Origin of the sequence: Mesorhizobium escarrei (genome assembly GCF_935825525.1) — a bacterium.
GTDB classification, from domain to species: domain Bacteria; phylum Pseudomonadota; class Alphaproteobacteria; order Rhizobiales; family Rhizobiaceae; genus Mesorhizobium; species Mesorhizobium escarrei.
Genome location: NZ_CAKXZT010000144.1, coordinates 1 through 26,488 on the forward strand (window position 1 = coordinate 1; position 26,488 = coordinate 26,488).

The window sequence follows — 26,488 nt, forward strand, 5'->3', positions numbered from 1 at the left end:
CGCAGGCGACCAGGATGATCGGGCGGTTCACCGCGACCGAGCATGCGGCCGACGCGATCCTGCTCCCGGCCTGGCGAAGGTTCTTCCGAACTATCCTAATATCAGGATAGAGGTCGTGATCGACTACGGCCTCAGCAATATCGTCGCGGAACAATATGATGCTGGCATTCGTCCGGGCGAGTTGGTGGCCAAGGACATGATCGCGGTGCGCGTAGGTCCTGACCTGCGCATCGCGGTCGTCGGCGCGCCTCCTACTACCACAAGAAGCCGCGGACGCCTCAGGACTTGACCGGCCACAACTGCATCAATCTTCGCGCCCACCTATGGCAGCCACTCGCCGGCCTTTCCTTACCTCGATGCGCTCAGATATCGCACCTAGCAAGAGCTCCCGCCACCTCCCTCCAGAACGGGCATTTGGCGTGAAGTCCGTAGAAGGGATGCCCGACCAGCACCTGCCTGCCTGTTTCGCGTCAAGAGCCAAGTTTCTTGCTTGCGGGCATGATATCAATGTCACGAACTGTGTTGAATCGCGACGTTCAAGGCGGTGTTCGAGAAGGTCTGGAGATGGCGCAACAACGATGTCCAAGGTGGTCGCCGGCAACGTCCGCTATCGGGCAACAGCGAAGATCACCTCAACGGCCGACATGGGCCAAAGCAGTCGTCGAGCGGCAGCCTGAGTGGTCGCCTTAGGGTCAATTCTTCCGGTTCTTAAGCTGGAAGGTTCGCCGGTCGAATCTATGTAACGGCTCGTTTCGGCGCAATCGCGCCGGGTGCAGGTCTTTTCACGATGTCGCCGCCGATTCAACGATGAGGGCTTTGCAGGCCTAGGCGAGGGCAGGGCGCTACGCTAGCTTACCACTGACTTCGATCGGCATCTCTGCTGTTTGCGAGCCATTCCAGCAGAATGAATCGGATCGAATTTGGGAAAATTGCACGTCGGCGCGCAATTTCGCGTCCTGGCGTAGAAAGGGCGGTGGCTCCCCGGGCCGAATGAAACCGCGAACTACGAGCTGCCGATCCCCCTCGAAATTACGCCAGAACCGTCCGTCAAAATTCGCAAGCGTGACCGCGAGCGCACGGAGCGCATCCAATTGGCCGGCGGGCCTAAGCCGTCCCTCCGAGACCGCGCTGTCGCATTTGCCCGTGAAAAGGGTGAAGTGCGAACGCGCGAGCTGACTGAGATCGGGATTCCGCGTTGCTATCTGGCCCGCATGTGCGACGAGGGGCTGCTCATCAAGGTTGGCTGTGGAATCTATCGCGCCACAGATCGCGAGGCGGTATGATCAGATCTTTGCCAAACCGCGGTTTGCGGAGAGCATTGTTGACGTCGTTGCCACGCGGGAAGAGGTGCCCGTAGCCTGAGGCTCAGCAGTGAGCAGCGCACTCAGAAGACTGCGTCCTTATATGACTTCATCACCCCGACGGCTTGGAGAACGATCTCGGGAGATCGAGCGGCTGGTCGCGCGGCTTCGTTAAGCTTAGAAAGGTTCGCGAAATCGGGAAGTATGCCGGCGCTGTTTCTGGCGAGATCAGCGATGAAGTTTTGAGCTATATCTCTTACCTCTTCTGTCAAGCCGGCCAGTTGCAGGAATTCACTGGCCTTTGCGAGAAACTGACCATGTGTGCGTCGGTTTCGCTCGCATTCGTCGCGAAGTTCGTAGATCTTAAGCTTCAGATCTGCAGGCAACTGATCCTGCATGTGTTTCCCCCAATCAAGCCAGCTGCAAATCCAGTCTGCTCGCCCAGTGGCCAGCTTGAACTGCTATCACATCATCTGTTTAGGGTCGAGTATTCCCTTGAGAATGAGCTTGCCAGGCCACATGTCGCGAACGCGTTGTAGCTGTTCCCACCTCAGGTTGGGAGAGTGCGGCTCTTGAGCATACCATCGCGCGAATGACCTCAAGGCGCAGGACACAGCCCTTCGGGACCCGACCGCCCGCGCCCTCACGGAGTGCAAGCCTCGGCGATCGACATGCGACAGGCGCTGCGGGCGGAGCTTGAGCCGCAGGGGCAGTGGCCAGTCAGGCTGCGCAGCGATCTCGCCAAGGCGCTGTCCAACAGTTATATCGTGCTGGAGAATGTCAGCGGCTAGTGGGGGCAGAGTCTGATCTCAGAGCGGCTATCGATATACTGAAACATGCCGTCGAAAACGCGGACCCATATGCAACTGATGAGGTGAGATTAGACTGGCGCAACGGCAGGGATGGCTGAAGGAAATCTAGTTCGGCTGGTGTGGGTCCACGGGAGGATTGCCTTCAACGAGGCTGGATGCGACAGTAGTTTGCGACTATCGGGAGGGGTACGATGGATTTTCATCAGTTCTTGGGCGGTATCGCAGCCGAACTGAAAGAACTTCGCCACCGCCCCGACCATTTCTCCGTTGTGCGTTTCCCTGCCACATCGACGGCATCATGCCTAATCTCGATAGGCGTTGGCCGGCAAAGCGAGTTGGACAATAAGGACGAGCCGGATGAGTTTCCTATCGCGCTCAACAACAAAGCACCATGGGGAAATCATTGGAATCACGGTGGTGTCAGTTCGGTCACGCTGTTCGTGCAACAGGCGCCTGAACCGGTCCTCGCCATATGGCGACGGGGGCTAGGCGGCACATCAGGGAGACAGACGTTCCTGTCCGGCCTCAGCCTGTGCGTCGAGGACGCGTCTCCAGACAGCTGCTTCGGCCTCCTCACCTTCTTGGCGGTGGTGAGCGGTGTGGAACGAGCGGTTATTCCCGAACGCTGGATCGCGCATGTAGATGCTTGGGAGCGCGGACATACGGCGCGCGAACCCGTTCCGATCGCCTACGGCTCCCTCCACAACGCGCTCGTACACACCAAAGTCAGGACCGACATCCGGGCCGCCTGGCTCGACGGATTGGCCCTGCTCGTCGCGTGTCTGTGGCGTGACCTGAATCCACAGGCCATCGACGTCGAGGCAGATGATACAGCGATCGCGCGCGCTGCCGCCAACATCCGCTACGAGCGAACAACGTACGAGAATATTCGGAACGCTCTCCCGACGCTGCAACTTGAGGTGCCTCTTGCCGCGGAGTCCAGCAGGCGCATGCTGGTCGATGCGGTCATTTCCGAGGAACGGGTGCTCATGGGGTCGCACAAGGTCGATCTCCGAGCCGATCGCGAGCATTCGTTCCTCGGCCGCGGCTACACCTTTGGTGCGCTGCATCGGCCGGACGCTGTCGGCACAGGCAACGACATCACCGTATCGCTCGATCCATCGTCAGGCCTGTCACTTGAGGAACTATGGAGGGCGTTGGAGACCGAGGAGGACAACAGGTGGGGACCGGATCGACCAAACGATAAGCCGGATCCGAGATTGGCCGCCTATCCGGGCGGTTTGAGGACTGACGCCGAAGGTCGGGCAACCGACAAGCGGTCTCCCAACGCACCCTGGTTTCACTCCCCCGACTTTACGCTAGTCGGCGCCCCAAAAAGGCTGGCCAGCGGCGAGCTAGGCTCGAAGCTCAGCTGGGACGAGGTGTTGGACGAGGTCTGGGCGCTCTGTAACCCGTTCCGCAGCATCCAGATCGTCGCGACCGCCGGCAACATGTCGCTGAGCCGCGCGGCGATCGACGAAGAACTCTGCACAATCGAGGCCTGCCCAAACGAGACTTTTCAACTGTCGTCGCGTCGCGTCCTGAAGTGTGGCCGGTGGCACCGTCCCACCAACGCTGTTCCTGCCTTACGATGGTCGCCAACCCTGGGACGTTATCTGGCTACCTGTCTTAAAAGAGGGGCAGGAGGTATTCGTGCAGTCAAGCTTGCCGACGTCCTGGATGCGCCAGCGCATAGCCATCTGGCCTTCCGTGGTGGGATCGCGGTCGTTTCGGAGGATGGTGCCTTCGTACTGGCAAATGATCTGGGGGCCGAACTGAAAGTTGCCGAAATGCGAGCTGTCTTCGAGGTGGCTGCCGAGGCGATGGATTGGATCGACCGCAACACGGCGCGTGTCTCTGAACTGATGAGCGCGGTTCGTCACCATATGGCAGGCGAGCATGTCCCCCGTTTAGATAGCCATCTCCTGATCTACAATGAAGTCTGCTCGTTGCAACTCACGATCGTCGAATTGCGCCATAGGCTGGACACGCGCACCACCGACCGACCATCGCAAGAGTTTAGCAAGGCTATCATCTCGGGTTGGGGGATCGAAGGCAGGCTGGATATGTTGTATCGAGACCTTGAGGAAGCCAAGGCTATCCTAACGGCGCATAGCGAGCTAGTCACAAACCGGCGGATCGCCTTCCTGACCTATTTCGGCTTTCCGATCGTGCTGGCTGGCGGCCTGTTCAGCTTTGCCTTCGCGGCCACCGCCCGGTGGCCGCCGAGCCAGGAAAATGTGCACTGGGCTGGTCTTTTGGGTTTTGCAGTGTTCAGCGTCCTCGGTGTATTGATCATGCTAGCCATCAAGTGGTGGGACGAACGCCTTTCCCGAATAAGACTCCGCGACGCAGGCTTCACTCTTGGGCCGTCTGGGCCAGCAGGCGGATGACGAAGTCTATGCGATCGCGATCGGTCTCAAGCAGGCGGTCGAGCGCGGTGTCCATGCTTGCGAAAGCAGCCTCACTGGCATCGTCCATGCCCGGAACAACTCCGGAAAAGTGTGGCTGTAATCTGATGAAGCGTTTGCTGTCCCAAAGAAGCGTCGACACATGGTCGTCGACTTCGGCCGCCTGTGCGTCCATCAGCAGAGTCAACAGGGGCAAACGGCGCATCGGATTGAGCCATTGCAGCGCACCCCATTCCTCTACCGACGGTCGCTCTTCATAGGTCTGGCTGGTTCCTGTGCCCAACGACAAAAGAACGATGTCATCTGCATCGGCCGGGAAAAGACGGCGCGCCTCTGTTAGGGCACGTAGCGAGGGGTTGTTGAGCACAATACCACCGTCGACATGCTGCCTGCGTCGTGAGGTTCCAACCGGCGCAACGACGACAGAGGAGAAGATAACGGGCGCAGCGGTAGTGCTGAGGAGCACGTCACTAAGAAGAAACTGCGATTCCTCTCCATCCCGCCAACCAGGCCCCGCTCGAAAAATATGGGTTCTTTGGTTCATAACATCAAAAGCTGGTATCATAATATTAGTAACAACGTCGGAGAATCGTGCAGCCCTGCAGATCTTCACAAGATTTTCTGAAAGCAGACGATTATCGAACAACGGCCTCGTTGCCGATCGAATCTGCGACAAGATGCTGCTTCTGAATATCTTCGGCGTTGCATTTTTGTAGAGATTCTTGAGCTCTGCAAAACTTATCAACGTTGTACCATCCCCCTGGCGGGAGGCCATAGCCGCTGCGACTATGCCGCCGGTTGAGGTCCCGGCGATCAAGTCGAAGAACAGACCAGGATGCGCATGCTGCTTGCGAATGTTGTTCGCCTCGCCGAGCAGGTATTCCAGCAAGCGCGCCGGCAGGTAGCCACGCACCCCTCCGCCGTCGATCGACAGGACGACGCGTGTCATTTTGTCAACGCATCCCCTGACGGAACAAACATCGCATCCATGTCACCGTCCATAGCTCTAGCCTATTTCGAACAGCATGGTCAGGGCGTTGGTCTGTTTCGTCGTGCGCGTTCATTCTCATCGCCTAACTGTCCGTCGGCAAGAATGGCGTGGCGGCCGCGCCGACCACTGTGTCAGGCGCATACTGCAGTGCAATCTCTAGGAATTCGCGCGCGCCATCGCGCGCCGGTCCTATCGCCAGGTGAGAGCCCTCCGTAGTCCAGAAGTGCCGCCAGGCGCGATGCGACCCCTGCCTCAGGACGCCCCGATCGAGTACCAAGTTCCAGTCGTCGCGTATGCCGCCGTCCCCGCCGGAACGCGCCAGCAATGAGAGGCGACCAAGCTGGTAGTCCATATCTGCGAGGCAGGCTCCGGCCAGTTCGACGGCATTGCCGTCGTCGGTTTCCCCGTCCAGCAGGTGGGCAATTCCGTTGGCAAAGAGGTATCGCGCTGCGTCGCCGTCTGGCGCCCTCGACTGTTCGGCAAGCCAGGTTCGCACAGTCGTGCAGATAACCCCGAAGGCGGGTGATGCCCGGATGAACGTCGTCAGATCGTCGTGCAACAGCCGGTAGCGCCGGGTGCTGCTTTCATCGACAGCGACCCGCAACAGTCCGCCCAGGTCACGAAGGATCTCTTCGGCCAGGACCCCATTGCGTGCTGATGGGTCGATCCCGTAGCGACGGTAAATGTCCGCGCGCTGCGCTAGGGTCATTCCGCCTGACAAGACCGCAGAGATCTCGTGAAGCGAGAGCGGCTCGCGGGCGAGCGCCAGCAGGGCCCCGACCAGCTGGGTGTAGTATCCTTTGTCGCCGCTTAGAACGCCCCTTTCGACGAGCCGGTCGAAGAAGCTGGTCACCCTGCGTGGGAGCCAGCCCGGGCGCGCGAGCTGTTCGGGATCAAAGCCAGGTTCATGCGCGGCCTGCACCAGCAGGGTGACGTAGAGCGGAAGCCCGGCAGCCCTCTCGACCATCACATCAATGAACCTGTTCCGGACTCTGTCGCCTTCAACTTTGTCTTCACGGACGAACAACTTCGCGGCGCGCGGCAGGAGTGTCACCAGCATCTCCCGCAGTTCCACGCCGCTCATTGGCGGCAAACCGTCGGGCCAAGGCAGGAAGGCGTTGGCCGCCGCCATCGCATCCGGGATTCCGGCTTCCGGACGGCTTGCCACCAGCAGGATCAATCTGTCGCTAGGCCCAAGTCGCAGCACGATGTCGGATGCAAAGCGAGGAAAGCCGCGCGCAAGCTCGTCCAGGCCGTCCAGGATCAGCACGATGCGGTCGAGGGGGGAAGACGCCACCAGGTTGGCCGCAATATCGAGCAGAGCCTCAAGCGTATGGTCGGAGCTGAGGCTAGTCTCCTTCTCGGTTATCCGGCCAAGCCGCTCGACCAGCCAGCGTAAGAACGGCAAGGGCGCACAGCCGCGATCACGGTCGGTGAAGCGATAGGCGAATATAGTCTCGCGACTGACGCCGCGCCGTGTCCGTTCGGCCAGCTCCGCCACGAGGTCAAATATGACCCGGGCAACGAGCCGCGACTTGCCGATGCCCGCGGGACCCGAGACGAAGACCACACCTTGCCCTCTGCTCTCTACCGCCCGCCAGAGCGTCTCGACAGCGTCTGCTCGGCCGACAAAGCCGCGTGCGTCGGACTCGAACTCGGATTCGTAGCCACGTTCGATGAAGCCGCGCTCGGCATGGCGCCGCCGGATCGAGGTGATGTCAAACAGAGCTTCGAATCGGTCTCGAAGGCCAGCTTCGCTCTCCGTCTGCAACGCATCTTCAGAACCGAACAGACCGTAGACCAGCCCGACCTCGCCCTGTCGTACGTAGAGTTGTGACAGCACCCTTTCGCCGATATTTAGCGAGGCGCGTCGTCCGAGAGGAGATAATATGACGACCCTGCCGCTGCGGACCAGGGCCACATCGCCCACGCTGAGCACCTTACGCACGATGTCAGGCGGAACTTCCAGAGCCGGATTGATTTCAGCGCCATTGAGGCGCCTGAAACCGTCGGGATCGTGCACCCAGCAGTCGATCCCGCCAAGGAAGGCAGCGGCATGTGCCGCCTCTGAAACTCTCGGTCCCCAGTGCGCAAGCAGCTTTTGCGCAAGCTTCGCATCGATGCCCGCGCCATGGGCGAGCGGATTGCGCACGTCTAGGATGTTGCTCCATTCCGGTCGCTGGTCCGTAGAGGGGCTGGCGAACAGCAGCGTCCGCATCTGTTGGACCGCCGCAGGCAGCTCCGGCAGCATCGGCGTACCGCCCTTCTTGGCGATCAAGTCGAGGAGCCGCCACCAGCGCCCGAATGTCGGCATCGACAGATGCGTAGCAACTATGCTGGCGAGCCAGTGGGGCGTGCCTTCGGAGGCCAGATCGGCGCCGGCTGCCGCAGCGAGCGTCTTGGTCAGCGCCTCGACAACCTCACAGAGTTCCAGCAATGCCAGCCGCGCGCCGCGCTCCGAACCGGAAAAATCGTCGACCAGCTCCTTGACCGGCCACGCCACGAACAGCGGCATCTGCAATGAGAAGCTGCGTAGGTCGGAGAGCCAAGGCGGGAGTTCGTCGTCGGTCATCGTACGGCCCTCAACGCTAGGTCCTGCACCACATCTCTATTCGCCATGTCCTGCGGGCCACGCGTCCGACAAGCGGTTCGGCTGAGAACTTCGATTCCCTTATGCGATTGAGTTCAAATCAGCATCATGGACGACAATAGTATTGTTGCATTCGGCAACAACCGAAAATTGGTTGCCGCCGGTTGCGCGAACTTCGAAGGGCGGCGACGAAAGTCGGACGACCGACAAAGGCATTCCATCCCACCGCCACAACCGTATGGTGCTGTCGTTGCTCCACGACAGGACGCGCCGATCCGGCAGCACAATTGCGCCTAGTACCGAGGCCTCGTGACCAGTTAGAGGATCGCCAGCGGTTGTGCCGTCCAGGTTCCAGAACCGCAGGGTCATATCGCGGCTCCACGACAGTATGCGTCCGTCGGCGAGGGGCAGAGCGCCACTGACCCAACTCTGGTGACCTCTGAACCGAATAAAGTCGGCATAGTCCGTTTGGTCGGATAGGCGGAGGGTCTCATCGGCGCTCCAGGAAAGCAGGCGACCATCGGGGATCATGACGACACCGTCATAGGTTCCCTCGTGTCCATAGTGAACCGACACAGGTGCGCCGGTTTGGTCCCACAGCCGCAGGCTCTTGTCCTTGCCCCACGAGGCAACAAGGCCGTTCGGCAACAGAGTTGCACCGTAAACATCCTCTTCGTGGCCAGCAAATGGGGTGCCGATCAGTGTCCCATCCTTGCTCCACCGACGCAAAGTGGAATCGCGACTCCAGGATAGAAAGCCCCCGTCGGGAAGCGCGAGCGCGCCAAAGACTGGACCCTCATGGCCGATGCACTGGCGCCCCTGGTCACTGGCCTCGGGCCGTCGGATCCGCAAGGTAGCGTCGGCGCTCCATGAAAGGAGGCGGCCATCGGATAGGATCAAGGCTCCGCCCACTGCCGCCTCGTGGCCACCGAGCGAGCCGCTGAGTCTGCCGTCCGGAGACCATATTCTCAGGTGATGGTCCATGCTCCAGGAGAGCACCCTGCCATCTGGGAGCACGAGCGCGCCGATGATTGGCTTCTCAAGCGTTTCAAGGGCCGGGCTGTGGTTGCTCGCGTCTGAGGACCAACGGCGGAGCGTGGCGTCGGAGCTCCATGAAACGATGTCTCCATCCGTGGTCTGGACAGCCCCTATGATCCGGTTTTCGTGCCCGGCAAGCACGCCTACTTGCGCTTTGGCATCCGGATCCCAGATCCGCAAGGTGCAATCCCAGCTCCATGACAAAATTCGCCCATCCCGTAGGACGCGGGCCCCGGTGACAAGCTTCGAATGCCCAGAGAGCGTTGCTGCCTCTCGCTTTTGCAGGTCCCATATCTTCAGCGTGCAATCATCGCTCCAAGAAACGACGCGGCCGTCCTCAAGTTGAATGGCCCCGTTTACGCAGCCCCTGTGGCCGGTGAGTGGCTCTCCGTCGGCGCTACCGTCGGCACGCCATACACCCATTGCCCAGTCGTTACCGCACGAGAGGATGCGACCGTCGGCCAAGAGGAGGGCCTCCTTGACGCTAAACTGGTTACCAAGAAGCCTTGTCGCTTCTTCGCCGCTGTCGAGTCGCCACACGCGAAGCGTTGCATCGTCGCTCCAGGAAAGGAGATGCTGTCCGCCCGGCAACGGCAGTGCGCCGTTCACCCAGCTCTTGTGTCCTACGAGTGGCTTCGCACTTGGATCTCCGTTTGGCTGCCACCGCCGCAGCGTACCATCCCAACTCCATGACAGGATGCTCTCGTCCTCTAGCAGGACTGTGCCGCAGACGTTTTCACGATGTCCTGCGAGAGGGGCGCCGTCCGAGAGACCGTCTGGGCGCCACAGCCGAAGCGTCGCGTCGGCGCTCCAGGAGAGGATGCGGCCGTCTGCCAGCAGCCGCGCCCCGTTAACCCCATCTCGATGACCGGAAAGCGGATCGCCATAAGGCGAGCCATCCGGGTTCCACAGCCTCAAGGTATGATCTGCGCTCCAGGATAGGATCCTTCCATCGGGCAACAGAAGTGCCCCTTCGACCGCTCTCGTGTGCCCGACGAGAGCTTTTCCGTCAGAAGTCCCATCGCCGTGCCAGAAGCGCAAGGTGCCATCGCTGCTCCACGACAGGAGCCTGCCGTCTGGCACCACAAACACACCCTTGACCGCGCCGCGGTGTCCCTTGAACAGGGCCTCGTAGGTAGGCGGGCGTATCTTTCGCGAAGCGTCCCGGGGGATGAGCAGGGGGCGGACGGACATGCGCTCAACCGGCCGTCACTTTTTTCGGTCGCTGATAGAATGGCACCCAAACGCATGGAAGGTGCGCGCGGCTGCAGACCGGCCGACGAGAATGCGCGTGCGGCATGGTCTCTCGTCGAAGGCCCATCGTGTCCGCACTCTCCTCCACTTTCAAACAGTATGGCAAGGGCGGAACAGGCTGGCAAGCAGTAGAAAGATGAAGCGGATCGTCAATTCGGCTTGCCGACAGTTGAGCGCGGGTCCGCACCGCTAAAAATGGCATTGATCTGGCGCTGTTGATTGGCTTTACTTCGCAGAGCGTGCGATTGGGTGGCGCCAATGAGACTGGCACAGGAATACGGCGCGGTGGCTTGGTGTCTGCCGCCGCCGTTCGACGGCACGATCCCCCGGCACATCCAGTCGTATCTCTATGGCCCCGATGGGTTCACGCCGCTCGATGGTGCGTCAAAGCCCGTGCATGAACATCGAGAGCTGCACGGCATCGCCATCGACACTGATGACCGCCGCAAAGCTTTTCTTCGCTTCTTTTGCTTTTTCGTCCGCGGTGCAGACGGGCCCTTCGAAGTCCAGGAGGATCCTGACGGCTTTGACGCAACGGCAGTCCGGCCGCCCGACGCGTTCAAGGAGTTTGAGGAGATCGTCGGACCGTTGCGAGCTCACGAAGCTCAGGACGGGGGAGCGGGCAGCTTCCTTTACGATGCCTGTCTGCTTTATGGCCACCAGCTCTTCCGAGTGCGGTTTTGCATCTACACGCACGGCGTAATCGAGATGCTCGGTGACGAGTTGGTCGGCGAGAACGTTCGCCGCGTGCCGCAGATCGGGTTTGCCGGGACTGCGCGTTACTCAGCGCTCCGGCCGCTTCGGAAGAGGCTAGCCTATAAGCAATAACCTTCCGTTTCAGTCTGCAGCGGCCTCGGCGGTCAGCGAATTGCGCCTCCCTGGCAGCATCGATGCCGACGGATTGCTGGTCGGATGGTCGATGGAGCAAAGCCACGCCAGGCGACCGATCGGATTCACGATTGGGAACACGTTGAGCCATAAGGGCGATGGTGTGGTCGATCCGATTCTGATGAACGGCGAGGGTCATCTCATTACGATCGCCCCGACTGGAGCTGGTAAGGGGGTTGGCTGCATCATACCGGCACTGCTTCGTCACGTTGGTCCGGTAATCGTCGTCGACCCGAAGGGCGAGAACGCTGCCGTGACGTCACGGCGGCGGCGCGAAATGGGTGACGAGGTCGTGGTCCTCGACCCCATGAACCTGACCGGCGAAATGGGCGGCTCACTCAATCCCCTTGATCTCATCGATGCGGAAAGGGCGACGGGCGTTGACGATGCGGCGGCGCTGGTGGGAACGCTGCTCCCCGAGCCCTGTCAGGCGATCGTAACCAGTATTGGTGGAGCCGAGCGCATCAATTGCTGACCGGCATCCTGCTCCATGTCGTTACCGACCTGCCCGTCGAGCGGCGGAATCTTGCAACGGTGCGGGAGATCGTGAATCTAATGGCGGGGAATGTCGGCTTCTTTGCCGAGACGCTCAAGCACTCTCGTCACCCCGAAGTGCGATTGATCCACGGCAATCTCGCCATTGGAGCAAACGAGACCTTGGGCAGCATCATCTCTTTCGCGCAAGAAGGGGTCGACTTCATTCGAGGGCCAGCGGTGCAGGATGTGACAATTCGCTCCAGCTTCGCCTTCGATGCGGTGACCCGCGGCAGTCCGCTGTCAATCTATCTGGTTTTGCCGCCTCATATGCTCGAAAGCCACAGCCGACTGTTGCGGCTATGGATTGGAACACTCCTTACGGCGGTGATGCGACGGCGAAGCCGACCTGCGCGACCGACGCTGTTCGTACTGGACGAGGCGGCCCAGCTTGGGGAGCTTTCCGAACTTCGCCAGGCGATCACGCTGCTGCGCGGCTACGGCCTCCAGACTTGGAGCTTTTGGCAGGGACACAAGTCAGCTCAAACTCCTATACCGCCACGACTGGGAGACGATGGTCAACAACTGCCGCGTTGTCCAGGCCTTCGGGGCCAACAACATGAACGCCGCGCGCTCCATGGCAGAACTGCTCGGTTTCATCTCTGGGCCGCAGATGCTTGACCTCGAACAGGAGGAGATGCTGCTCCAGATCGCCGGCGACGAGGCCGTCATCGCCAAACGCCCCAACTACCTGACCGATCCGGCTTTCGCCGGCATGTTCGACGAAAACCCGCTCTTCGACAAAAAGTGCGATCCACTGCCTGAACCACAATCCGCGAGTACTTACGCCCAGAAAAAAGGTTGGCTTCGGCCCATCTTAAACGGCGGGCGGGACATTTCGGGCCAGCCACGATCAATCCGGTCGACAAACTGCTGTCTGAAACGCTGATGTCACGCCTTTGGCCTCCTAGAAAATAACTCCAAGCAAGAAGCGGCGATCGCAGGCGAACGGCGAGAAGAAAGGTTCAGTGCTTGAGGCACGCGTTCCGACTATAAAACCACTTCTGCCGCCGCCCGCCGCACAAGGCCATGTGCCGCCCCCGCGCGGTTCGCGCGCCACGGTTGTCGAGGGCGTTGGCAATGCCGCGCAGGCTGGTGACGCAGGAGCGCCGGATCGGCAGCACGGTCGCGGCGAACCGCCCTTGGCTGCGCCTCGGCTGTGTTGGTCGGGTTGCCGAGCTGGTGCCATTTTCCTTCAGGGAAGAGAGTTCTGCGCGGGTTCGTTCCGAGATCAGCCGGCACTCTTTTTCGGCAAAGGCTGCGTAGACTCGGGCTTGCGGTGTCGGATGAATATCGACCCAATCGGGAATACCATCCAGTCGGGCAGGAAGCTTGAAGGTGATTACTGGCTTCCCAGCCTCCTTCTTCACCCGGTAGCGCAACAAGACCGACAAGGCCGATGCGCTCGGCATCGCCCACACCATGCGCACCGGATGGTTCCGCCAGGCCTACATCAAGTCGCAAATCTGCTACCGAACACGGCTTCTGCTGACCCACCGGCGCAATCTGAAGGCAAAGATCCTCGACCTGGAGAACGCCATCCGCCACTCGTTGAAGTCGTTTGGCATTCGCTTTGGCGAGGTCGGTCGCGGGGCGTTCGAGCAAGCGATGCGCCAGGCTGTGGCGGACGATCCGTCATCTAGTGAACTGATGGACGCCATGCTGTCTGTGCGCGCGGCGCTGTGGAGGCAGTATTGCCGGCTGCACGATCTCGTCGTGAAGATCGTCGGGCGCAGCGAGCCGTGCCGGCGCTTCATGGCGATCCCCGGCGTCGGTCCGGTGACGGCGCTTTCGTTCATGACCGCGATCGACGATCCCACACGCTTCCGCCGCTCGCGCGACGTCGCGGTCTACTTCGGGCTGACCTCGCGGCGCTGGCAGTCGGGCACCTCGATCGACGTTCAGGGCCGCATCTCGAAGGCCGGCGACGCGGATGTGCGGCGCGCGCTCTACGAGGCGGAGTCCGGTTTGATGACGCGCTTCAAGGGCAGGGACAGGGTCAAGAGCTGGGGCCGGGAGATCGCCAAACGCTCTTGCCAGCGCAAGGCCTGTGTCGCTGGCTGGCGGTGATCATGCACGCGATCTGGAGCGACGGCACGTTCTACGTCGGCGATCCGGCGGCGAGTGAGGGCGACACCGCGCGGCGCGCCCATGTCAAGGACCGCAAGCTGCTGGGAGCGCATCGATGAGCGGCTCGGCGGCAAATGAAACGCATGGCGCCGGCACGCTGACGGACGCGATCTGAACAAGGAGATCCGCCCGCGGCGGAAGAGGACCGATGCAGACCAGGAACGACGGAACGCACGTTATCCTGCCTGCGGCCGCGCCGATCGACAGACGTCCGGACCGCGCTCGATTGCCTGTGACGATGCTCCGTCAGTCCGATGGAAAAGTGCGCCACGACGGTTCGAGCGCTGCACCCGACTCTACGAAGCGATCGAGAACGGTCTGGCTGATTTAGCCGATAGCAACCTCAAGGGACGAATCGCCGAATTGAAAAGAATTCGGGATGCGGCCAACGCCGACGCTGGGCGTGCGGAGCACCGAGACAGCCACGCGATCGAAATTACCCAAGAGGCTGTTGCGCGGTTCGCAGAAGGGGTCAGGCAGCGACTGCGGGCTCAGGACGGAAGCTTTAGGCGTCACCATCTGCAAACGCTGGTGCAGCGGGTTGAGGTTGGAGCCGACCGGATTCTTATTAAGGGATCAAAGGCTACGCTCCTGCAGACACTTGTCGCGTCAAGAGGAAACCCCGGAGTGCATACGGCGGGGCACGACGTTCGCAGTTTTGTACTGAAATGGCTCCCCGGGCCGGACAAATTCGAGAAATCGAACCGGGGGCAAAAATGCCAGAAAAGCATTTATTGCCAGGCAGTTGGTGTGACCGCTTCCCCAAAGCGTCGACCGCCTTAGTGTATCTCAAGGGGTAGCGGCGGTGTATCTCCAGTCAAGCGTCATGAGAAGCGTTACGGCGATGCTAGGCCGTCTAGGGGTCCGCCGCGTCGAACTCAGGTGCCGGCGATTATGACCGGTCCGGGAAACGGGCTCGCAAGTCTCTTCCAGAGCGATGAATTCCGCCGCGACCGCCAAGACGCGGCGGTGGAGGCTGCTACTAGCTGTGGCCTGCCACGCCGGCAGGGAACATCAGGTGCTGGTACTTGGTCCCCGGAAACATCACGTAAGGATGCTTTGGATCGGCGTCCAAGCTGTTCGGATAACTGGCCGCCATCTCGTGCGCCGCCTTCCCGACTATCATGACGTGCGGACCCGTTTGAACCCAGTGCGACTTGTCAGTCGCATAGGGATCATGATTGCTGGTGCCCAAGTCTCCGGCGAGCATGTAGATGAAGCCGGTCTTGTCAGGCGGCTCGGCCTTGGTGGAAATCGCCTTGAACCATTCAAGCCCAGCGGCATCGGCACACCACGGCACGCCGTCTGGTCCGACGGCGCAGGTCCATCCGTTTGTTCCGGGCTTGATGGTGGCCAGCTTGAAGCCGTCACCTATCCGAGTGATTGTGGCATCCTTCCCGATATCCGCTGGGGCAGCGGACATCGCTTTTGCGGTGAACTCGGGATCTCCCTTGGGAACCTCAGCCGTGAGTTCAGCGGCGACGCTGGAGGCTGAGAACGCTAACGTTACCGACGCGAGATAAAAGAGCAGTTTCATGGCTACACTCCTATTGTGTGCGGCCGGCCAGCATAGATTAACGCCGAAGCCTTGCTTAGCCAATAGGTTCAGATAGTCGGTGATGGTCGGGTAGTAGTGTTGTCGGTGGAATTGGCCCCGGACGCGCTAAGGGCCAAGTCCAACTGAGACGTTCCACTCTGCCGCCAAATCGCTGGGTGCTATCACCTCATCCGGCTGACCCGGGAGCGGACGTCGCCCCGCGTCCGCGGGCTGTTGAATCGAAATCGCTACGAAGCCTACGGGCAGACGTTAGCCCTCTGCGCCCGAGCATCTCAATGATGGCAAAATCCACAGATTCACCACAGGACGGTGGTCGTCGCGCGAGTTTCCAGCAGCCTATTTCAGCAGCTTATTAATGTGCGACTTGGGAAGCTGCTGACATCAATTCCGCGAGATTCGGCGCCCGGCATACATTTTGGCCTTCCTCTTCAGCTTCCGTGAAGCTCCAGCGCACAATGCCTTCCCGATCGAGCAGGAACTCGCCGATAAGTGGCATGTGACCGGCGATCATAATCTGCCGGTCGGCCTTCGTAATTTCGTACCCGTCCTTTTTCTCAAGAAAGTCGCCCGCCGCAGCCGGGTTCATTGGCTCAGGCAGCTCCCCCGGCAGATCGATCCGCATTGTCATGACCGCGTCCATTCCGAGCTTGTGCGGCCATTCGGTTTCATTCTCCGTGAACTCGACGATGGGTAACCTGAAGGCGCGGTGTGAAGCGCCCTCCGGGTCGGATGCGCTAAGAAGATCGGGTAGCGGATGGTAACGGAAGTAGAGCCGCGCACGTTCGACCGGCGTCTTGACCACCGCCAGGCATTCGATGCCTTTCTCATGCAGGGCCGGCTTGAGCTGCGCCATCGCCGCGACATGGCGCCGGCAGAATGGACAGTGCAGGCCTCGAAACAAACCGACCAGTAACGGGCTACGGCCTCGAAAATCGTCGAGCGCGATCTTGCCTTCGCGCGAGATCGCGTCGAGCACAATATTCGGTGGCTGGTCGCCGGGCTGCAGCGGGCGGTCGATACTACTCGTGGACATGGACAACCTCCTCGCCCCGGATCAGTCAAGAAAAGGCAGCACGACATACTTTGGGGTTGAGCCCGTGCTAGGCGGGCGCAAAACTTTCCTGCGGCCCAGGGCAGATAGGCTTCGGCCCCTGCCATCATATTGCCGAGGTCGAGATAACGCGCGTTGCAAACCCATCATAGCACGGAAAATCATCTTCGGTTCGACGAGCTGTCCGCCGACGCCTCGCCCTTGGTGTGGGTAAGGCCTTAGCAGCGCCCCTCACGCCGCCGCAGCGAGAACCTTCTGGACCGCCGAAGGTGAACATCCGGCCACCTTGGCAACCTGCCTGACTGACAGCCCCTCGGCCTTCAACTTCTTGATCAGGTCATGGTCCAGCACCACGGGCCTGCCGGTCTTCCACGGCTCGCCCTTGGCTTCCGCCTTGGCTTTGGCCTTGGCGATCCCTTCCATCTGCCGTTCCTTCCTGAGAGCGGTCTCAAACTCGGCAATGCTGGCAAGGATGCCAAACACGAGCTTCCCCGTCCGGGTGGTCGTATCAAGCCAGGCATCGTCCAGCACCTTGAACCCGACACCCTTCTTGTCGAGGTCCTTGACGATCTGGTGGAGGTGCGCCGCCGAACGGGCCAGTCTATCGACCTTGGAAACCGTGAATACGTCGCCTTCGCGGGCAAACTCCAGAGCCTTGGCCAACTCTGGTCTCGCCTCGTCCAGGCCGGACCTCTTCTCACTGAAGACCTTCTCAGCCTCGGCCGCCTTGAGCTTCGCGAGCTGGGTGTCGAGGTCCTGTCCGGTCGAGCTAACGCGGGCATATCCGATAATCATGATGTCCATTTTCTTCTAAGAGAGTTTGTGAACGACATATAGTGGACGAATAGTGCACATGTCAAGCGGCATGTTCACCAAGGTTTACCTTTGTTGACATCCCTGCCGCCGGCATGGTCGAGGGCTCGGCCCGGGTGCCTTGCGCCCTAATACGGTCTGACCACACTTGATGTGGATGAGCATCGAGCCGTTCCCCCTAGTCTGGCTAGCGGTAAAGACCTCCGCGTGCTCGGGTCCGCCTGTGGAGGAAATGAAGGGGCACGGGGGGTCGTCGCGCGAGCCAGTTATCCGATGGGTCGTAAGAAAATTTGGCCCGGATGTTCCGACCCCTCCTTTTGACCCCGTTGAACCGCTCACCCGAATTGTCTATCCGAGCTAGCTCAAGCGGCCGATTTGCGGGCGATCTATATCGGCTATTAATGACCTGTCGCTTGACGCTGGGGTCAATTGGGTGGGCACTCGTCATTGGGTGGGCACGCGCGTCAGGCCGGGTGTGTAGGCTGGGGTACGGAAGTCGCAATCTTTGAAGGTCCGTCCCCGGCCGCACGCTTGAGACACCCGCCCGGGTGGCCTTGGGGGCGGCACTAGCCGGTGTAAGACTGACAGGGTGCCCAAGGCTCCGCTGTCTGGGTCCCGTCATCGCTCAGTCACTATTTAGTTGTGCTGCCACTGCACCCTGCGAAGGCAGCTCAAAGCAGCGGGGACTAACCCCAAGCCCCCCACCCGGTCCCCGCTGCTCATTTACCGTCACGGAACCCCGAAGGTCTAGCCGACCCAGAGCGCCATCTTCAGCGCCCGTTCAGCGACCTTCGGCCGTGCCTCCTCCTAGTCCTCCCCGACGCTGCCTGAGGAGATCACCGACGCAAAGGCAACCCCTCAGGCACCCGCTCGTCGACCACAAACGCCCTCCGCCCAAGCCTGACGATCCACTTCGGCCGCTCCGTCAAGGCGACCGCATTACCTGCCTGGGCGATCCGATGTTGACCGCAACGGCAACCACCGCCGTTACCTGAAGCTCGCAGTCATCCCATTGCTCGACGACCCCACGAAACAGCATTGGCGCTACCGCGAGACGAGCTCTGGCGCGTCAACCGTGGGGTGAAACGAGGCTGCCTAAGCGTTCCTGAGGGTGGCGTGTGATGGAACCGAGGGGGGCAGGGGGGGCTTCGCGCGAGCCAGTTATCCGATCACCCGCTCAGAAATTTCTACCAAACATTCCGACCCCTTTTCACACGAGATCGTAAGTTGATTTTTTCCGGGAAAGTGCAACAAGTAGTTACTTGGGGCAGTGGCTCGGGGAACCCTCGGGTGAACGTTAAGACGACCAACGGGCGCACAGTCGAGGACCTTGTTATGGAGGTCATCGAGGCAGCCCCATACGGCGGAATCGTCTCCGTTAAGGCCACCATAGCAGTAGTGCGCGAAGATGGCCCCCATTGGGAAGTGACCGACTGTGATCTGATCGAGTTTATCGTGGAAGCGGCTCCGGCATTTGGGCGCGCGGTAGCCTTCGACCAACGCGAATGATCCTCTGATGATTATTGGTCAGCCGGTTGATCAGGAGAGCCCGCCGCCGTTGAGAGGGAGCGGGCGACGGACCCCACAGCGGCTGTATTCCACGGAGAATCGACCGCCGCAATTCTAAACCCGCGCGGGCCCACATCGTTCCCTTATCAGCGGCCTCTTGCCGCTCTAAGTTACCCTCCATGGCACAGTGTTCGTGAAGACCGAGCTGGTCGGTGTCAGCTATGCCTGCAACAATGTCCGAGGTGCATCCGAGCAGCTCCTGAAGTGGCCTAAAAGGGGACCCAAGTGGCAAAGTGCGTCGGCCCTCTGCCTTCAAGCCTTAGGTGGCGAGGAGGTTGACCCTAAGGAAATCCGCAGTGCCTTCGAGGCTGCCCGCTAAGGAGGGCCAAGATGCTCGCTGCTCCCGAACACGCGGTGGCGAGGCATGGGGCGAGGTGATCCACGCAATGTCGCGTAACGCCAATTTGCTTTTCGAAGTCAATTATTTCAACCTCGCTTTGTAGGAACGGGCGATGCTTGGGTCGAGATGGCCAGGTAGTGAGGGAGGCAACTTTTGAACCGCATTTTGATTACCCTCGGCGCGGCAGTTTGCGTCCTATCTTCGGCTGCTTCAGCCGGACAGGGATTGCAGCAAAACATTAACTTCATGGCTCGGATGCCGGACGCCAAGTTGAATTTGGCCGCGACAATGGCAGGTAACGTCATCGGTGCTATGCAAAGATGCCGCGCGCTGAGGCCAAACGAAGATGGAAAAGCCATTATAGCTGTTCCAAGCCTTTTGTGGGACGGTCTGGATAAACACCTGACACCTGACCTGCCACCGGATTTTCATCCAGCCGCAGCCCCTGCGAGGCTTTGGAGCCTTCTGCCGCGCATTGCCGTTGCCATTTTTCACGGATTCCTCCCGTCGAGAACGACTAGACAACGCTTTCGGGGCGGGCGAGGTTGCCAGATAAAGCCTAGCGCAGATCTTTGGTGTCGTTTGATCTCAGAGGACACGCGCCCTCTGGAGATCGCTAAAACGATGTCTCCTTTCAGTGAATAGCAGCGCTGATCTCAACGACCGGTATGGGCGCAATGCAGTCGTCCAGCGGCAGCCTGACAGTGGTCGCCTTGGGGTCAATTCTTCCGGTTCTCGAGCTGGAAGGTTTCGCCCGCCGAATCTTTGTAGCGGCTCGTTTCGGCGCAATGGCGCCGGGTGGAGGTCTTTTCACGATGTTGCCGCCGACTCTCCGATGAGAGCTTTGCAGGCCTAGGCGAGGGGAGGGCGCTACGCTAGCTTACAACTGACTTCGATCGGTATCTCTGCTGTTTGCGAGCCATTCCCGCAGAACGAATCGGATCGATGCGTAGGGAAAAAAGTCGCACGTTGGCACGCAATATCGCGCCCTGGCGTAGAAAAGGCGGTGGCTCCCCGGGGTCGACGAAGATGCGAACTACGTGCTGCCGATTCCCCTCGAAACTACGCCACAGCCCACTATCAAGATTCGAAAGCGCGACCGCGATCGTGCGGAGCGGATTCGGCTTGCCGGTGGTCCGAAGGCCACATTGAGAGAACGCGCCGTCCGGCTCGCTCTTGAGAAGGGTGAAGTCCGGACAAAAGACCTGACCGACATCGGCGTTCCTCGCTGCTACCTCGCCCGCATATGCGAGGAAGGGTTGCTCGTGAAGGTGGGTTACGGCCGCTATCGTGCGGCCGTTCCTAACGCGGCTTGATGGCACAATACGAACGGCTCTTGAGGGGCACAAGATGCTGACGAGAACCGGAGTAGGATTAGGTACGCCGGCGGAGAAAAGGCGGAGCTTGTGCTCTGGAACGGGCAAGTAGCGCCAGAAGCAGTCGTTAGGCGATCAAGTCCGAGCGGCCGGAGCGGGACCCATTGTTGTCATTGGCACGTGCTGACGAAGCTTTGGGCGCGCGAGCCTACGGACTCGAGTTGAATCAGGGCACAAAGCCGAACCAGCAGCAGGGCGGCCCGCCGCTGCTCGGTTTTGACGGGCCACGGCCAATCGCCGAGCTGGGAAGATGCAGTTTCGAGATTGGTTCGTTGGCAGGAAAGTGCGATCTCCGCTGACGCGCCTTCCTCGTTCGTTGTTACTTGGCAACCCGGGTGGTAGAATGACGATGAGTTCAGGCAAAATAGCTTTTTCATATTCGAGCGTCATGACTTTCGTGCCGCGCGCTGCAGCCGCTGCGATGAGTATTTTATGGAGAGGACAGCCGTGACAGTCCCAGAGGACGATTTTTTCGTCCTCTCGAGCTTGCCGCCAAGTCGGGCGCAAAAGCAGCTCGCTCTTGTTTTTGTGCTTGGCCTGTTGGCCGTCTACGTGTTGATCACTGTTGGTCCGCTCTCGGGCATCCATCTGAGCCGGGTCGACGCCTTCGTCCCGGCCTACGCGACAGCGATGTTCGTGAACGATTCGATCACCGCAATCCTCCTGTACACTCAGTTTTCCATCCTGCGCTCACGTGCCACGCTCCTGATTGCAAGCGGATATCTCTTTACGGCGCTCATGCTGATCCCGTTTGTCCTGGCATTTCCGGGTCTGTTCACCCCTAAGGGCGGCCTGGTGGGCGGCATGCAGAGTACGTCATGGATCTACTTTTTCCAGCACGCTGGCTTTCCCCTGTTCGTCATAGGCTATGCCCTCTCAAAGGGCTCGAACCCCAGCAAACGATTTTGGCAGGCTACCGCGCGTGCGGAGATTAGCCTCAGTGTCGCCCTGACCGCAGCTGTGGTCTTGTTGGCCTCATATTTTTTCATAGCGGGCGAAGCGTTATTGCCGCCCGTGACCCTCGATTCCACTCGCCTTAGCCCGGTGTGGCCCTATGTGGGCGCTCCCGTCGCATTGCTAAGTATCGCCGCGATGGTCGTGCTCTGGATCCGGCGACACTCAATGCTCGATCTTTGGTTGATGGTCGTGATGCTCTTATTCACGATAGAGATGCCTTTAAGCTATTACCCTGATCCGGCTCGCTTCAGCCTTGGCTGGTATACCGTCCGCGTCTTCGGAGTTCTGTCCAGCGGTCTCGTTCTTATGGTTTTGCTTCACGAGATAACGACCCTTTATACGCGGCTTCTCGGAGCGGTCCGTGGCCAGCGTCACGAGCGCGAGGCGCGACTGGTAACCGGCGACGCAGTCGCAGCCACGGTCGCCAAACCGACCGAACCCGGTTGGGATCCGATTCGCATAGCGAAAGCGTGGACCGTGCTGATGAAGCGCCTCGGCTATAACCGGTTTGTTGCACAGGGCGGCGACTGGGGGGCTCTCATCACTGAACAGATGGCTCTGATGGCGCCTCCCGAGCTGATTGCCATCCACACCAACATGCCGGCGACCATTCCGCCCGAAATTGTGAAGGCGCTTGCCGCCGGCAGTCCGCCTCCCGCCGATCTCGGGCCCGACGAAAACCGCGCCTACGAGCAGGTCGCTTTCTTCTACAAGTTCGGCCTGGGCTATGCCAACGAGATGGCGCTTCGTCCGCAGACGCTTTCCGGGCTCGTTGATTCACCCGCCGGCCTGGCGTCATGGATTCTCGATCACGACGCGGACAGTTATGCACTGATCGCCCGCTCCTTCGATGGGGAGCCGGAGGGCCTTACCCGCGACGACATCCTCGACAACATCACGCTCTATTGGCTGACCAACACGGCCATCTCGTCGGGAACACCGGCAAACGGCGAAGGCGGGCTTCTTCGACGCCAAAGGCATCACCAATCCCGTCGGCGTGAGCGCGAACCCCAGCGAGATCTACACGGCGCCGAAGAGCTGGACCGAACGCGCGTTCCCGAAGCTCCTGCATTACGGCCACCCGCCCAAGGGCTGCCACTTCGCGGCATGGGAACAGCCGAAGTACTTCACCGACGACGTGCGCGCATCGTTCAAGACGTTGCGGACGGCGTGAAGTGTTGAGCGGGGATGCCGCGCCGGACGTGCGCGTCACTCTCCGCCTGGCGATTACTCCGTAGCGCATCTCCAAAAGGAGAGAATGCAATGAACCTCCTCATCCAGACGCTCACCGCACTCGCGGCTTGCACCGTGTTCGCCACGGGTGCGTTCGCCCAGAGCACGGTCGTGCCCATCGACAACGAGCCCGCGCCCAGACTGATCGTGGAGCCGCCGCTTCCCGGTCCGCTGGCCGGCGGCGTGGTGTTCATCCCGTACCGGGTGGAGAACCTGCGCATCCTGCCTGTCGGTGGGCCGGCCGCGCGCAACGTGTCTCCGCGGGTCGGGCACCTGCACCTCACCGTCGACGACCTGCCCTGGGCGTGGGCGGATTACGGTCAGAGCGACACCATCATCCTGGTGGGCATGCCACGCGGTCAGCACAAGGTCCTGATCGAAGTGGTGGACGCCGAAGGTAACGTCTTCACCAAGCAAACGGTGACGTTCCACTCGCCGGGCAAGGAGATTCAGCCATGAAGCTCCACAAGTTGGCGACCGTACTGGCATTCGGGCTTTGCATCTTTTCTGCCCTGAGCCACGCCAATGCGGCCGAAGATCGCTCGATCCGCCCCTTCACCGTCAGCATCCGGCAAGCGGCGCTAGACGACCTTCGCCGGCGCATAGCGGAAACACGGTGGCCGGATCGCGAGACGGTCGATGACCAATCGCAGGGCATACCGCTCGCCAAGCTCCGGCCGCTCATCGAACACTGGGGCGCTGGCTACGACTGGCGGAAGGCCGAGGCCAAGCTCAACGCCCTGCCTCAATTCATGACAACGATCGATGGCGTGGACATTCACTTCATTCACGTCCGCTCGCGTCACCCGAACGCCCTGCCGCTGATCGTGACACATGGCTGGCCCGGCTCGGTGCTTGAGCTTCTCAAGACCGTCGGTCCGCTTACGGATCCCACGGCTCACGGTGGACCAGCAGAGGACGCCTTCGACCTCGTCCTGCCGTCGTTGCCGGGCTTCGGCTTCTCCGGCAAGCCGACGGTCACCGGCTGGGGCACCGACCGCATCGCGCGAACCTGGGCGGAGCTGATGAAGCGCCTCGGCTACACAAGCTACGTCGCCCAAGGCGGCGACTGGGGTTCTCCTGTCTCGAACGCGATGGGCCGCCTGGCGCCGGCAGGTCTGCTCGGCATCCACGTCAACCTGCCGGCGATCGTGCCGCCCGAAATTGCCGCGGTGCTCGCTGCCGGCGGGCCAGCGCCGGCGGGGCTGACCGAGCAAGAGCGCGCGGCATTCGACGCCTTCAGCACCGCCGCCAAAATGGGCAACAGGTCCTACGCCCAGGTGATGGGCACGCGGCCGCAGACGGTCGGTTACGCCATCAATGACTCCCCCGCCGGCCTTGCTGCGTGGATGCTCGGGCACCCTGGCTTCTCGAACTGGACATACGACGCCAGCGATCCCGAAAAATCCCCGGACGAGGTGCTGGACGACATCACTCTGTACTGGCTGACAGACACCGCCACCTCATCGGGACGAATTTACTGGGAGTACGGAGGCGGACGCAGTCCTGCTTTCGCCGGGCCGGAGAAGACCAACGACATCGCGCTGCCGGTGGCCATCACGGTGTTCCCGGGGGAGAGCTATCGCGCGCCGGAGACATGGGCCCGGCGCGCCTATCCAAACCTGATTTACTTTCATGAGGTCGACAAGGGCGGCCACTTCGCCGCCTGGGAGCAGCCCGAACTGTTTTCCGCCGAGTTGCGTGCAGCGTTCCGACCGCTCCGACAAGATTTCTGACGCGCGGATGCGTTCAACTCGCAGAAGATTCAACCAGAGGAGATAGACATGAACATCGCCGATACTCACAGCAAAACCGAAGGCGAGACTCGGAAATCCCGCCCCCTCGACATGAAGCTCGAGGCCGTCGTCATCCCCGTTTCGGACGCCGCACGCTCCAAGCAGTTCTACGAAGGCCTGGGCTGGAGGCTCGACGCCGACTTCGTCGTCGGCGACACGTTCCGGGCGATGCAGTTCACGCCTCCGGGCTCGCCGGCCTCGATCCATTTCGGCACCGGCATCACGCCGGCCGCACCCGGCTCCGCAAGCGGGCTTTTCCTCGTCGTGTCGGACATTGACGCCGCGCGCGCCGAACTCATTGGCCACGGCGTCGAGGTGAGCGAAGTGTTCCACCGCGCCGGTCCGGGCAAGCCGGCGGTCAGCGGCAGGCATCCGGAGCGGCAGAGCTATTCCTCCTACGCGACCTTCAAGGATCCAGACGGCAACGAGTGGCTGCTGCAGGAGGTCACCACCCGGCTTCCCGGCCGGGTCGATGCCAACACGACGATCTACACATCCGCGCCGGACCTTGCGGCCGCAATGTGGCGTGCGGCGTTAGCCCACGGCGAGCACGAGAAGCGCAACGGCGGCCAGCGCGACGAGAACTGGCCCGCCTGGTACGCCGAGTACATGGTAGCGGAGCAAACCGACAAGCCGCTGCCACTTTGAGAAATTCGGCGCGCGTTGTGCCCGCTCCTGTGCGCGCGCCAATTTCGATCATACCCAGAGGGTCATGATGAAAACGAACAGGCTGTTGGTAGCCGCGGCACTCGCGACAGCAATCGGCGCATCGATTGCAGGCGTTCTAGGAGATACGAATATGACGGCGCCGATAACCTCACAGGCAAAGGTACCGTTCCTTCACGGGCTTTCCGCCGGGGCTGTTGCGGGTCATTCCGAGCTTGCTTCTCTCGAGCGTGCGGACGAGTGGATCAATTCACCGCCCCTGACGGCATCGGCTTTGCGCGGCAAGGTCGTCCTTATCGATTTCTGGACCTATACCTGCATCAACTGGCTGCGCACACTGCCCTATGTCCGAGCCTGGGAAGAGAAGTACCGCGATCAAGGTTTGGTGGTGATCGGCGTCCATTCACCGGAGTTCTCGTTTGAGAAAGACCTGAACAACGTACGTCGCGCCGCGAAGGATTTGGGAGTCGATTATCCGATCGCCGTCGACAGCGATCATGCCATATGGCGGGCCTTTAACAACCAGTATTGGCCAGCGCTGTATTTCATCGATTCACAAGGGCATGTTCGACATCATCATTTTGGCGAGGGATCATACGAACAATCGGAAAAGATCATCCAGGAATTGCTCGCCGAGGCTGGAGCCGTCGGGTTCGACCGTGAGTTGGTGTCGGTGCACGCTCGCGGCATAGAAGTGGCGGCCGATTGGGACAGCCTCAAGTCTCCAGAAAATTATCTTGGGTATGATCGCACCCAGAACCTTGCGTCCGGCGGGAAACTGGTCTTGGGCGAGCCGCGCATCTACGAAGTGCCAGCTCGATTGAGCCTGAACGAGTGGGGGCTGTCTGGCAGTTGGACGGCAAGGAAGGAAACCGCCGTACTGAACAAGCCCAATGGCCGCATCGCGTATCGATTTCACGCCCGCGATCTTCATCTCGTCATGGGGCCGGCAGCGACGGGAACTTCCGTGAGATTTCGAGTGCTGATCGACGGAAAGCCGCCAGCCACCGTTCACGGAATCGACGTGGACGAAAAAGGCGAAGGCGTAGTGACTGAGCAGCGCCTGTACCAACTGATCCGCCAACCGAAACCCATCGTCGATCGCCAGTTCGAGATCGAGTTTCTCGACTCGGATGTGGAGGTCTTCGCATTCACGTTCGGCTGATCGCCTGCGCAACGA

The 26,488-nt window shown here is 60.8% G+C and carries 21 protein-coding genes and 7 pseudogenes; 17 read left to right on the plus strand and 11 right to left on the minus strand.

Translation table 11 applies throughout. From position 1 onward, the window contains the following. Both NMG80_RS24200 and NMG80_RS24205 read left to right on the plus strand, forming a co-directional pair. Positions 1 to 331: pseudogene (locus NMG80_RS24200) on the plus strand (LysR substrate-binding domain-containing protein); the annotation flags it as partial. A 760-nt stretch (positions 332 to 1,091) separates the two neighbouring features. Next, positions 1,092 to 1,283 (plus strand): type IV toxin-antitoxin system AbiEi family antitoxin domain-containing protein, encoded by a 192-nt coding sequence (locus NMG80_RS24205; RefSeq protein WP_301943384.1) that lies wholly within the window; start codon positions 1,092 to 1,094, stop codon positions 1,281 to 1,283. Between the two features lie 101 nt (positions 1,284 to 1,384). On the opposite strand, the gene NMG80_RS24210 is transcribed toward NMG80_RS24205, so the two are convergent. Further along, positions 1,385 to 1,699: a hypothetical protein gene (locus NMG80_RS24210; protein ID WP_254020437.1), complete on the minus strand. Its 315-nt coding sequence runs from the start codon at positions 1,697 to 1,699 to the stop codon at positions 1,385 to 1,387. Between the two features lie 66 nt (positions 1,700 to 1,765). Further along, positions 1,766 to 1,948, minus strand: coding sequence for an alpha-hydroxy-acid oxidizing protein (locus NMG80_RS37405; RefSeq protein WP_367186000.1), 183 nt, complete (start codon positions 1,946 to 1,948; stop codon positions 1,766 to 1,768). Between the two features lie 356 nt (positions 1,949 to 2,304). Here NMG80_RS37405 and NMG80_RS24215 point away from each other — a divergent pair, with 356 nt between their 5' ends. Continuing rightward, positions 2,305 to 4,506: a hypothetical protein gene (locus NMG80_RS24215; RefSeq protein WP_254020438.1), complete on the plus strand. Its 2,202-nt coding sequence runs from the start codon at positions 2,305 to 2,307 to the stop codon at positions 4,504 to 4,506. Here the strand turns inward: NMG80_RS24215 and NMG80_RS24220 are convergent. The 4 genes and pseudogenes from NMG80_RS24220 to NMG80_RS37410 all read right to left on the minus strand — a co-directional run. Beyond that, positions 4,472 to 5,473 (minus strand): patatin-like phospholipase family protein, encoded by a 1,002-nt coding sequence (locus NMG80_RS24220; protein ID WP_254020439.1) that lies wholly within the window; start codon positions 5,471 to 5,473, stop codon positions 4,472 to 4,474. The genes NMG80_RS24215 and NMG80_RS24220 overlap by 35 nt on opposite strands. A gap of 124 nt (positions 5,474 to 5,597) precedes the next feature. Then, a complete protein-coding gene (locus tag NMG80_RS24225) occupies positions 5,598 to 8,087 on the minus strand; it encodes an AAA family ATPase (RefSeq protein ID WP_254020440.1) in 2,490 nt (829 codons plus the stop codon). A 99-nt stretch (positions 8,088 to 8,186) separates the two neighbouring features. Then, on the minus strand, positions 8,187 to 9,752 hold the full coding sequence (locus NMG80_RS24230) for a WD40 repeat domain-containing protein (protein ID WP_254020441.1): 1,566 nt from the start codon (positions 9,750 to 9,752) through the stop codon (positions 8,187 to 8,189). A 432-nt stretch (positions 9,753 to 10,184) separates the two neighbouring features. Further along, a pseudogene (locus tag NMG80_RS37410) lies at positions 10,185 to 10,337 on the minus strand (WD40 repeat domain-containing protein); the annotation flags it as partial. Positions 10,338 to 10,655: 318 nt separating this feature from the next. Here NMG80_RS37410 and NMG80_RS24235 point away from each other — a divergent pair. From NMG80_RS24235 to NMG80_RS24250, 5 genes and pseudogenes are all read left to right on the plus strand, one after another. Then, positions 10,656 to 11,225, plus strand: a complete 570-nt coding sequence (locus NMG80_RS24235; RefSeq protein WP_254020442.1) for a hypothetical protein — start codon at positions 10,656 to 10,658, stop codon at positions 11,223 to 11,225. Between the two features lie 91 nt (positions 11,226 to 11,316). After that, the gene (locus tag NMG80_RS24240) at positions 11,317 to 11,760 is read left to right on the plus strand and encodes a type IV secretory system conjugative DNA transfer family protein (protein WP_254020443.1); all 444 of its coding nucleotides are present in this window, start codon (positions 11,317 to 11,319) and stop codon (positions 11,758 to 11,760) included. Then, positions 11,754 to 12,251 (plus strand): annotated as a pseudogene (locus tag NMG80_RS24245) (type IV secretory system conjugative DNA transfer family protein); the annotation flags it as partial. The gene NMG80_RS24240 and the pseudogene NMG80_RS24245, both read left to right, overlap by 7 nt. Beyond that, a pseudogene (locus NMG80_RS37415) lies at positions 12,211 to 12,354 on the plus strand (hypothetical protein); the annotation flags it as partial. The pseudogenes NMG80_RS24245 and NMG80_RS37415, both read left to right, overlap by 41 nt. A 42-nt stretch (positions 12,355 to 12,396) precedes the next feature. Next, complete coding sequence (locus tag NMG80_RS24250) at positions 12,397 to 12,708, plus strand: hypothetical protein (RefSeq protein WP_254020445.1); 312 nt, start codon at positions 12,397 to 12,399, stop codon at positions 12,706 to 12,708. A gap of 76 nt (positions 12,709 to 12,784) precedes the next feature. Here the strand turns inward: NMG80_RS24250 and NMG80_RS24255 are convergent, their stop codons facing one another. Then, positions 12,785 to 13,231 (minus strand): hypothetical protein, encoded by a 447-nt coding sequence (locus tag NMG80_RS24255; protein ID WP_436798669.1) that lies wholly within the window; start codon positions 13,229 to 13,231, stop codon positions 12,785 to 12,787. Between NMG80_RS24255 and NMG80_RS24260 the strand changes: the two are divergent. Then, positions 13,197 to 14,008: pseudogene (locus tag NMG80_RS24260) on the plus strand (IS110 family RNA-guided transposase); the annotation flags it as partial. The gene NMG80_RS24255 and the pseudogene NMG80_RS24260 overlap by 35 nt on opposite strands. A 923-nt stretch (positions 14,009 to 14,931) precedes the next feature. On the opposite strand, the gene NMG80_RS24265 reads toward NMG80_RS24260, so the two are convergent. From NMG80_RS24265 to NMG80_RS24275, 3 genes are all read right to left on the minus strand, one after another. Further along, positions 14,932 to 15,486, minus strand: a complete 555-nt coding sequence (locus tag NMG80_RS24265; protein WP_254020447.1) for a hypothetical protein — start codon at positions 15,484 to 15,486, stop codon at positions 14,932 to 14,934. A gap of 373 nt (positions 15,487 to 15,859) precedes the next feature. Continuing rightward, the gene (locus NMG80_RS24270; protein WP_254020471.1) at positions 15,860 to 16,540 is read right to left on the minus strand and encodes a redoxin domain-containing protein; all 681 of its coding nucleotides are present in this window, start codon (positions 16,538 to 16,540) and stop codon (positions 15,860 to 15,862) included. Between the two features lie 249 nt (positions 16,541 to 16,789). Continuing rightward, positions 16,790 to 17,362, minus strand: coding sequence for a recombinase family protein (locus NMG80_RS24275; RefSeq protein ID WP_254020448.1), 573 nt, complete (start codon positions 17,360 to 17,362; stop codon positions 16,790 to 16,792). Between the two features lie 1,344 nt (positions 17,363 to 18,706). Here NMG80_RS24275 and NMG80_RS24280 point away from each other — a divergent pair. Beyond that, positions 18,707 to 18,880, plus strand: coding sequence for a hypothetical protein (locus NMG80_RS24280; protein WP_254020449.1), 174 nt, complete (start codon positions 18,707 to 18,709; stop codon positions 18,878 to 18,880). 610 nt (positions 18,881 to 19,490) lie between these two features. On the opposite strand, the gene NMG80_RS24285 is transcribed toward NMG80_RS24280, so the two are convergent. After that, the gene (locus tag NMG80_RS24285; RefSeq protein WP_254020450.1) at positions 19,491 to 19,775 is read right to left on the minus strand and encodes a hypothetical protein; all 285 of its coding nucleotides are present in this window, start codon (positions 19,773 to 19,775) and stop codon (positions 19,491 to 19,493) included. 545 nt (positions 19,776 to 20,320) lie between these two features. Here NMG80_RS24285 and NMG80_RS37975 point away from each other — a divergent pair. The 7 genes and pseudogenes from NMG80_RS37975 (at position 20,321) to NMG80_RS24315 (ending at position 26,473) form a co-directional block, all read left to right on the plus strand. Beyond that, entirely contained in the window at positions 20,321 to 20,596 is a 276-nt protein-coding gene (locus NMG80_RS37975) for a type IV toxin-antitoxin system AbiEi family antitoxin domain-containing protein (RefSeq protein WP_436798670.1), read from the plus strand. A 492-nt stretch (positions 20,597 to 21,088) separates the two neighbouring features. After that, positions 21,089 to 21,940: pseudogene (locus NMG80_RS24290) on the plus strand (MASE4 domain-containing protein); the annotation flags it as partial. 99 nt (positions 21,941 to 22,039) lie between these two features. Continuing rightward, positions 22,040 to 22,787, plus strand: a pseudogene (locus NMG80_RS24295) (epoxide hydrolase); the annotation flags it as partial. An 89-nt stretch (positions 22,788 to 22,876) separates the two neighbouring features. After that, positions 22,877 to 23,305 carry a DUF6130 family protein gene (locus NMG80_RS24300; RefSeq protein ID WP_254020451.1) on the plus strand — a complete coding sequence of 143 codons (429 nt, stop codon included), beginning with the start codon at positions 22,877 to 22,879 and terminating at the stop codon, positions 23,303 to 23,305. Further along, entirely contained in the window at positions 23,302 to 24,582 is a 1,281-nt protein-coding gene (locus NMG80_RS24305) for an epoxide hydrolase family protein (protein WP_254020452.1), read from the plus strand. Before NMG80_RS24300 ends, NMG80_RS24305 begins: the two co-directional genes overlap by 4 nt. Positions 24,583 to 24,630: 48 nt before the next feature. Continuing rightward, the gene (locus tag NMG80_RS24310) at positions 24,631 to 25,290 is read left to right on the plus strand and encodes a VOC family protein (protein ID WP_254020453.1); all 660 of its coding nucleotides are present in this window, start codon (positions 24,631 to 24,633) and stop codon (positions 25,288 to 25,290) included. 64 nt (positions 25,291 to 25,354) lie between these two features. After that, the gene (locus NMG80_RS24315) at positions 25,355 to 26,473 is read left to right on the plus strand and encodes a thioredoxin family protein (protein WP_254020454.1); all 1,119 of its coding nucleotides are present in this window, start codon (positions 25,355 to 25,357) and stop codon (positions 26,471 to 26,473) included. Positions 26,474 to 26,488 lie beyond the last annotated feature (15 nt).

Excerpts from the sequence above, each read along its gene's own strand:
- NMG80_RS24305 (WP_254020452.1), top strand. The coding sequence starts at position 23,302 with ATGAAGCTCCACAAGTTGGCGACCGTACTGGCATTCGGGCTTTGCATC.
- NMG80_RS24310 (WP_254020453.1), top strand. The coding sequence starts at position 24,631 with ATGAACATCGCCGATACTCACAGCAAAACCGAAGGCGAGACTCGGAAA.
- NMG80_RS24270 (WP_254020471.1), bottom strand. The coding sequence starts at position 16,540 with ATGTCCACGAGTAGTATCGACCGCCCGCTGCAGCCCGGCGACCAGCCA.
- NMG80_RS24220 (WP_254020439.1), bottom strand. The coding sequence starts at position 5,473 with ATGACACGCGTCGTCCTGTCGATCGACGGCGGAGGGGTGCGTGGCTAC.
- NMG80_RS24280 (WP_254020449.1), top strand. The coding sequence starts at position 18,707 with ATGGAGGTCATCGAGGCAGCCCCATACGGCGGAATCGTCTCCGTTAAG.
- NMG80_RS24215 (WP_254020438.1), top strand. The coding sequence starts at position 2,305 with ATGGATTTTCATCAGTTCTTGGGCGGTATCGCAGCCGAACTGAAAGAA.
- NMG80_RS24240 (WP_254020443.1), top strand. The coding sequence starts at position 11,317 with ATGGAGCAAAGCCACGCCAGGCGACCGATCGGATTCACGATTGGGAAC.
- NMG80_RS24255 (WP_436798669.1), bottom strand. The coding sequence starts at position 13,231 with ATGCCGAGCGCATCGGCCTTGTCGGTCTTGTTGCGCTACCGGGTGAAG.
- NMG80_RS24300 (WP_254020451.1), top strand. The coding sequence starts at position 22,877 with ATGAACCTCCTCATCCAGACGCTCACCGCACTCGCGGCTTGCACCGTG.
- NMG80_RS24275 (WP_254020448.1), bottom strand. The coding sequence starts at position 17,362 with ATGGACATCATGATTATCGGATATGCCCGCGTTAGCTCGACCGGACAG.
- NMG80_RS24210 (WP_254020437.1), bottom strand. The coding sequence starts at position 1,699 with ATGCAGGATCAGTTGCCTGCAGATCTGAAGCTTAAGATCTACGAACTT.
- NMG80_RS24225 (WP_254020440.1), bottom strand. The coding sequence starts at position 8,087 with ATGACCGACGACGAACTCCCGCCTTGGCTCTCCGACCTACGCAGCTTC.
- NMG80_RS24265 (WP_254020447.1), bottom strand. The coding sequence starts at position 15,486 with ATGAAACTGCTCTTTTATCTCGCGTCGGTAACGTTAGCGTTCTCAGCC.
- NMG80_RS24235 (WP_254020442.1), top strand. The coding sequence starts at position 10,656 with ATGAGACTGGCACAGGAATACGGCGCGGTGGCTTGGTGTCTGCCGCCG.
- NMG80_RS24315 (WP_254020454.1), top strand. The coding sequence starts at position 25,355 with ATGATGAAAACGAACAGGCTGTTGGTAGCCGCGGCACTCGCGACAGCA.
- NMG80_RS24250 (WP_254020445.1), top strand. The coding sequence starts at position 12,397 with ATGGCAGAACTGCTCGGTTTCATCTCTGGGCCGCAGATGCTTGACCTC.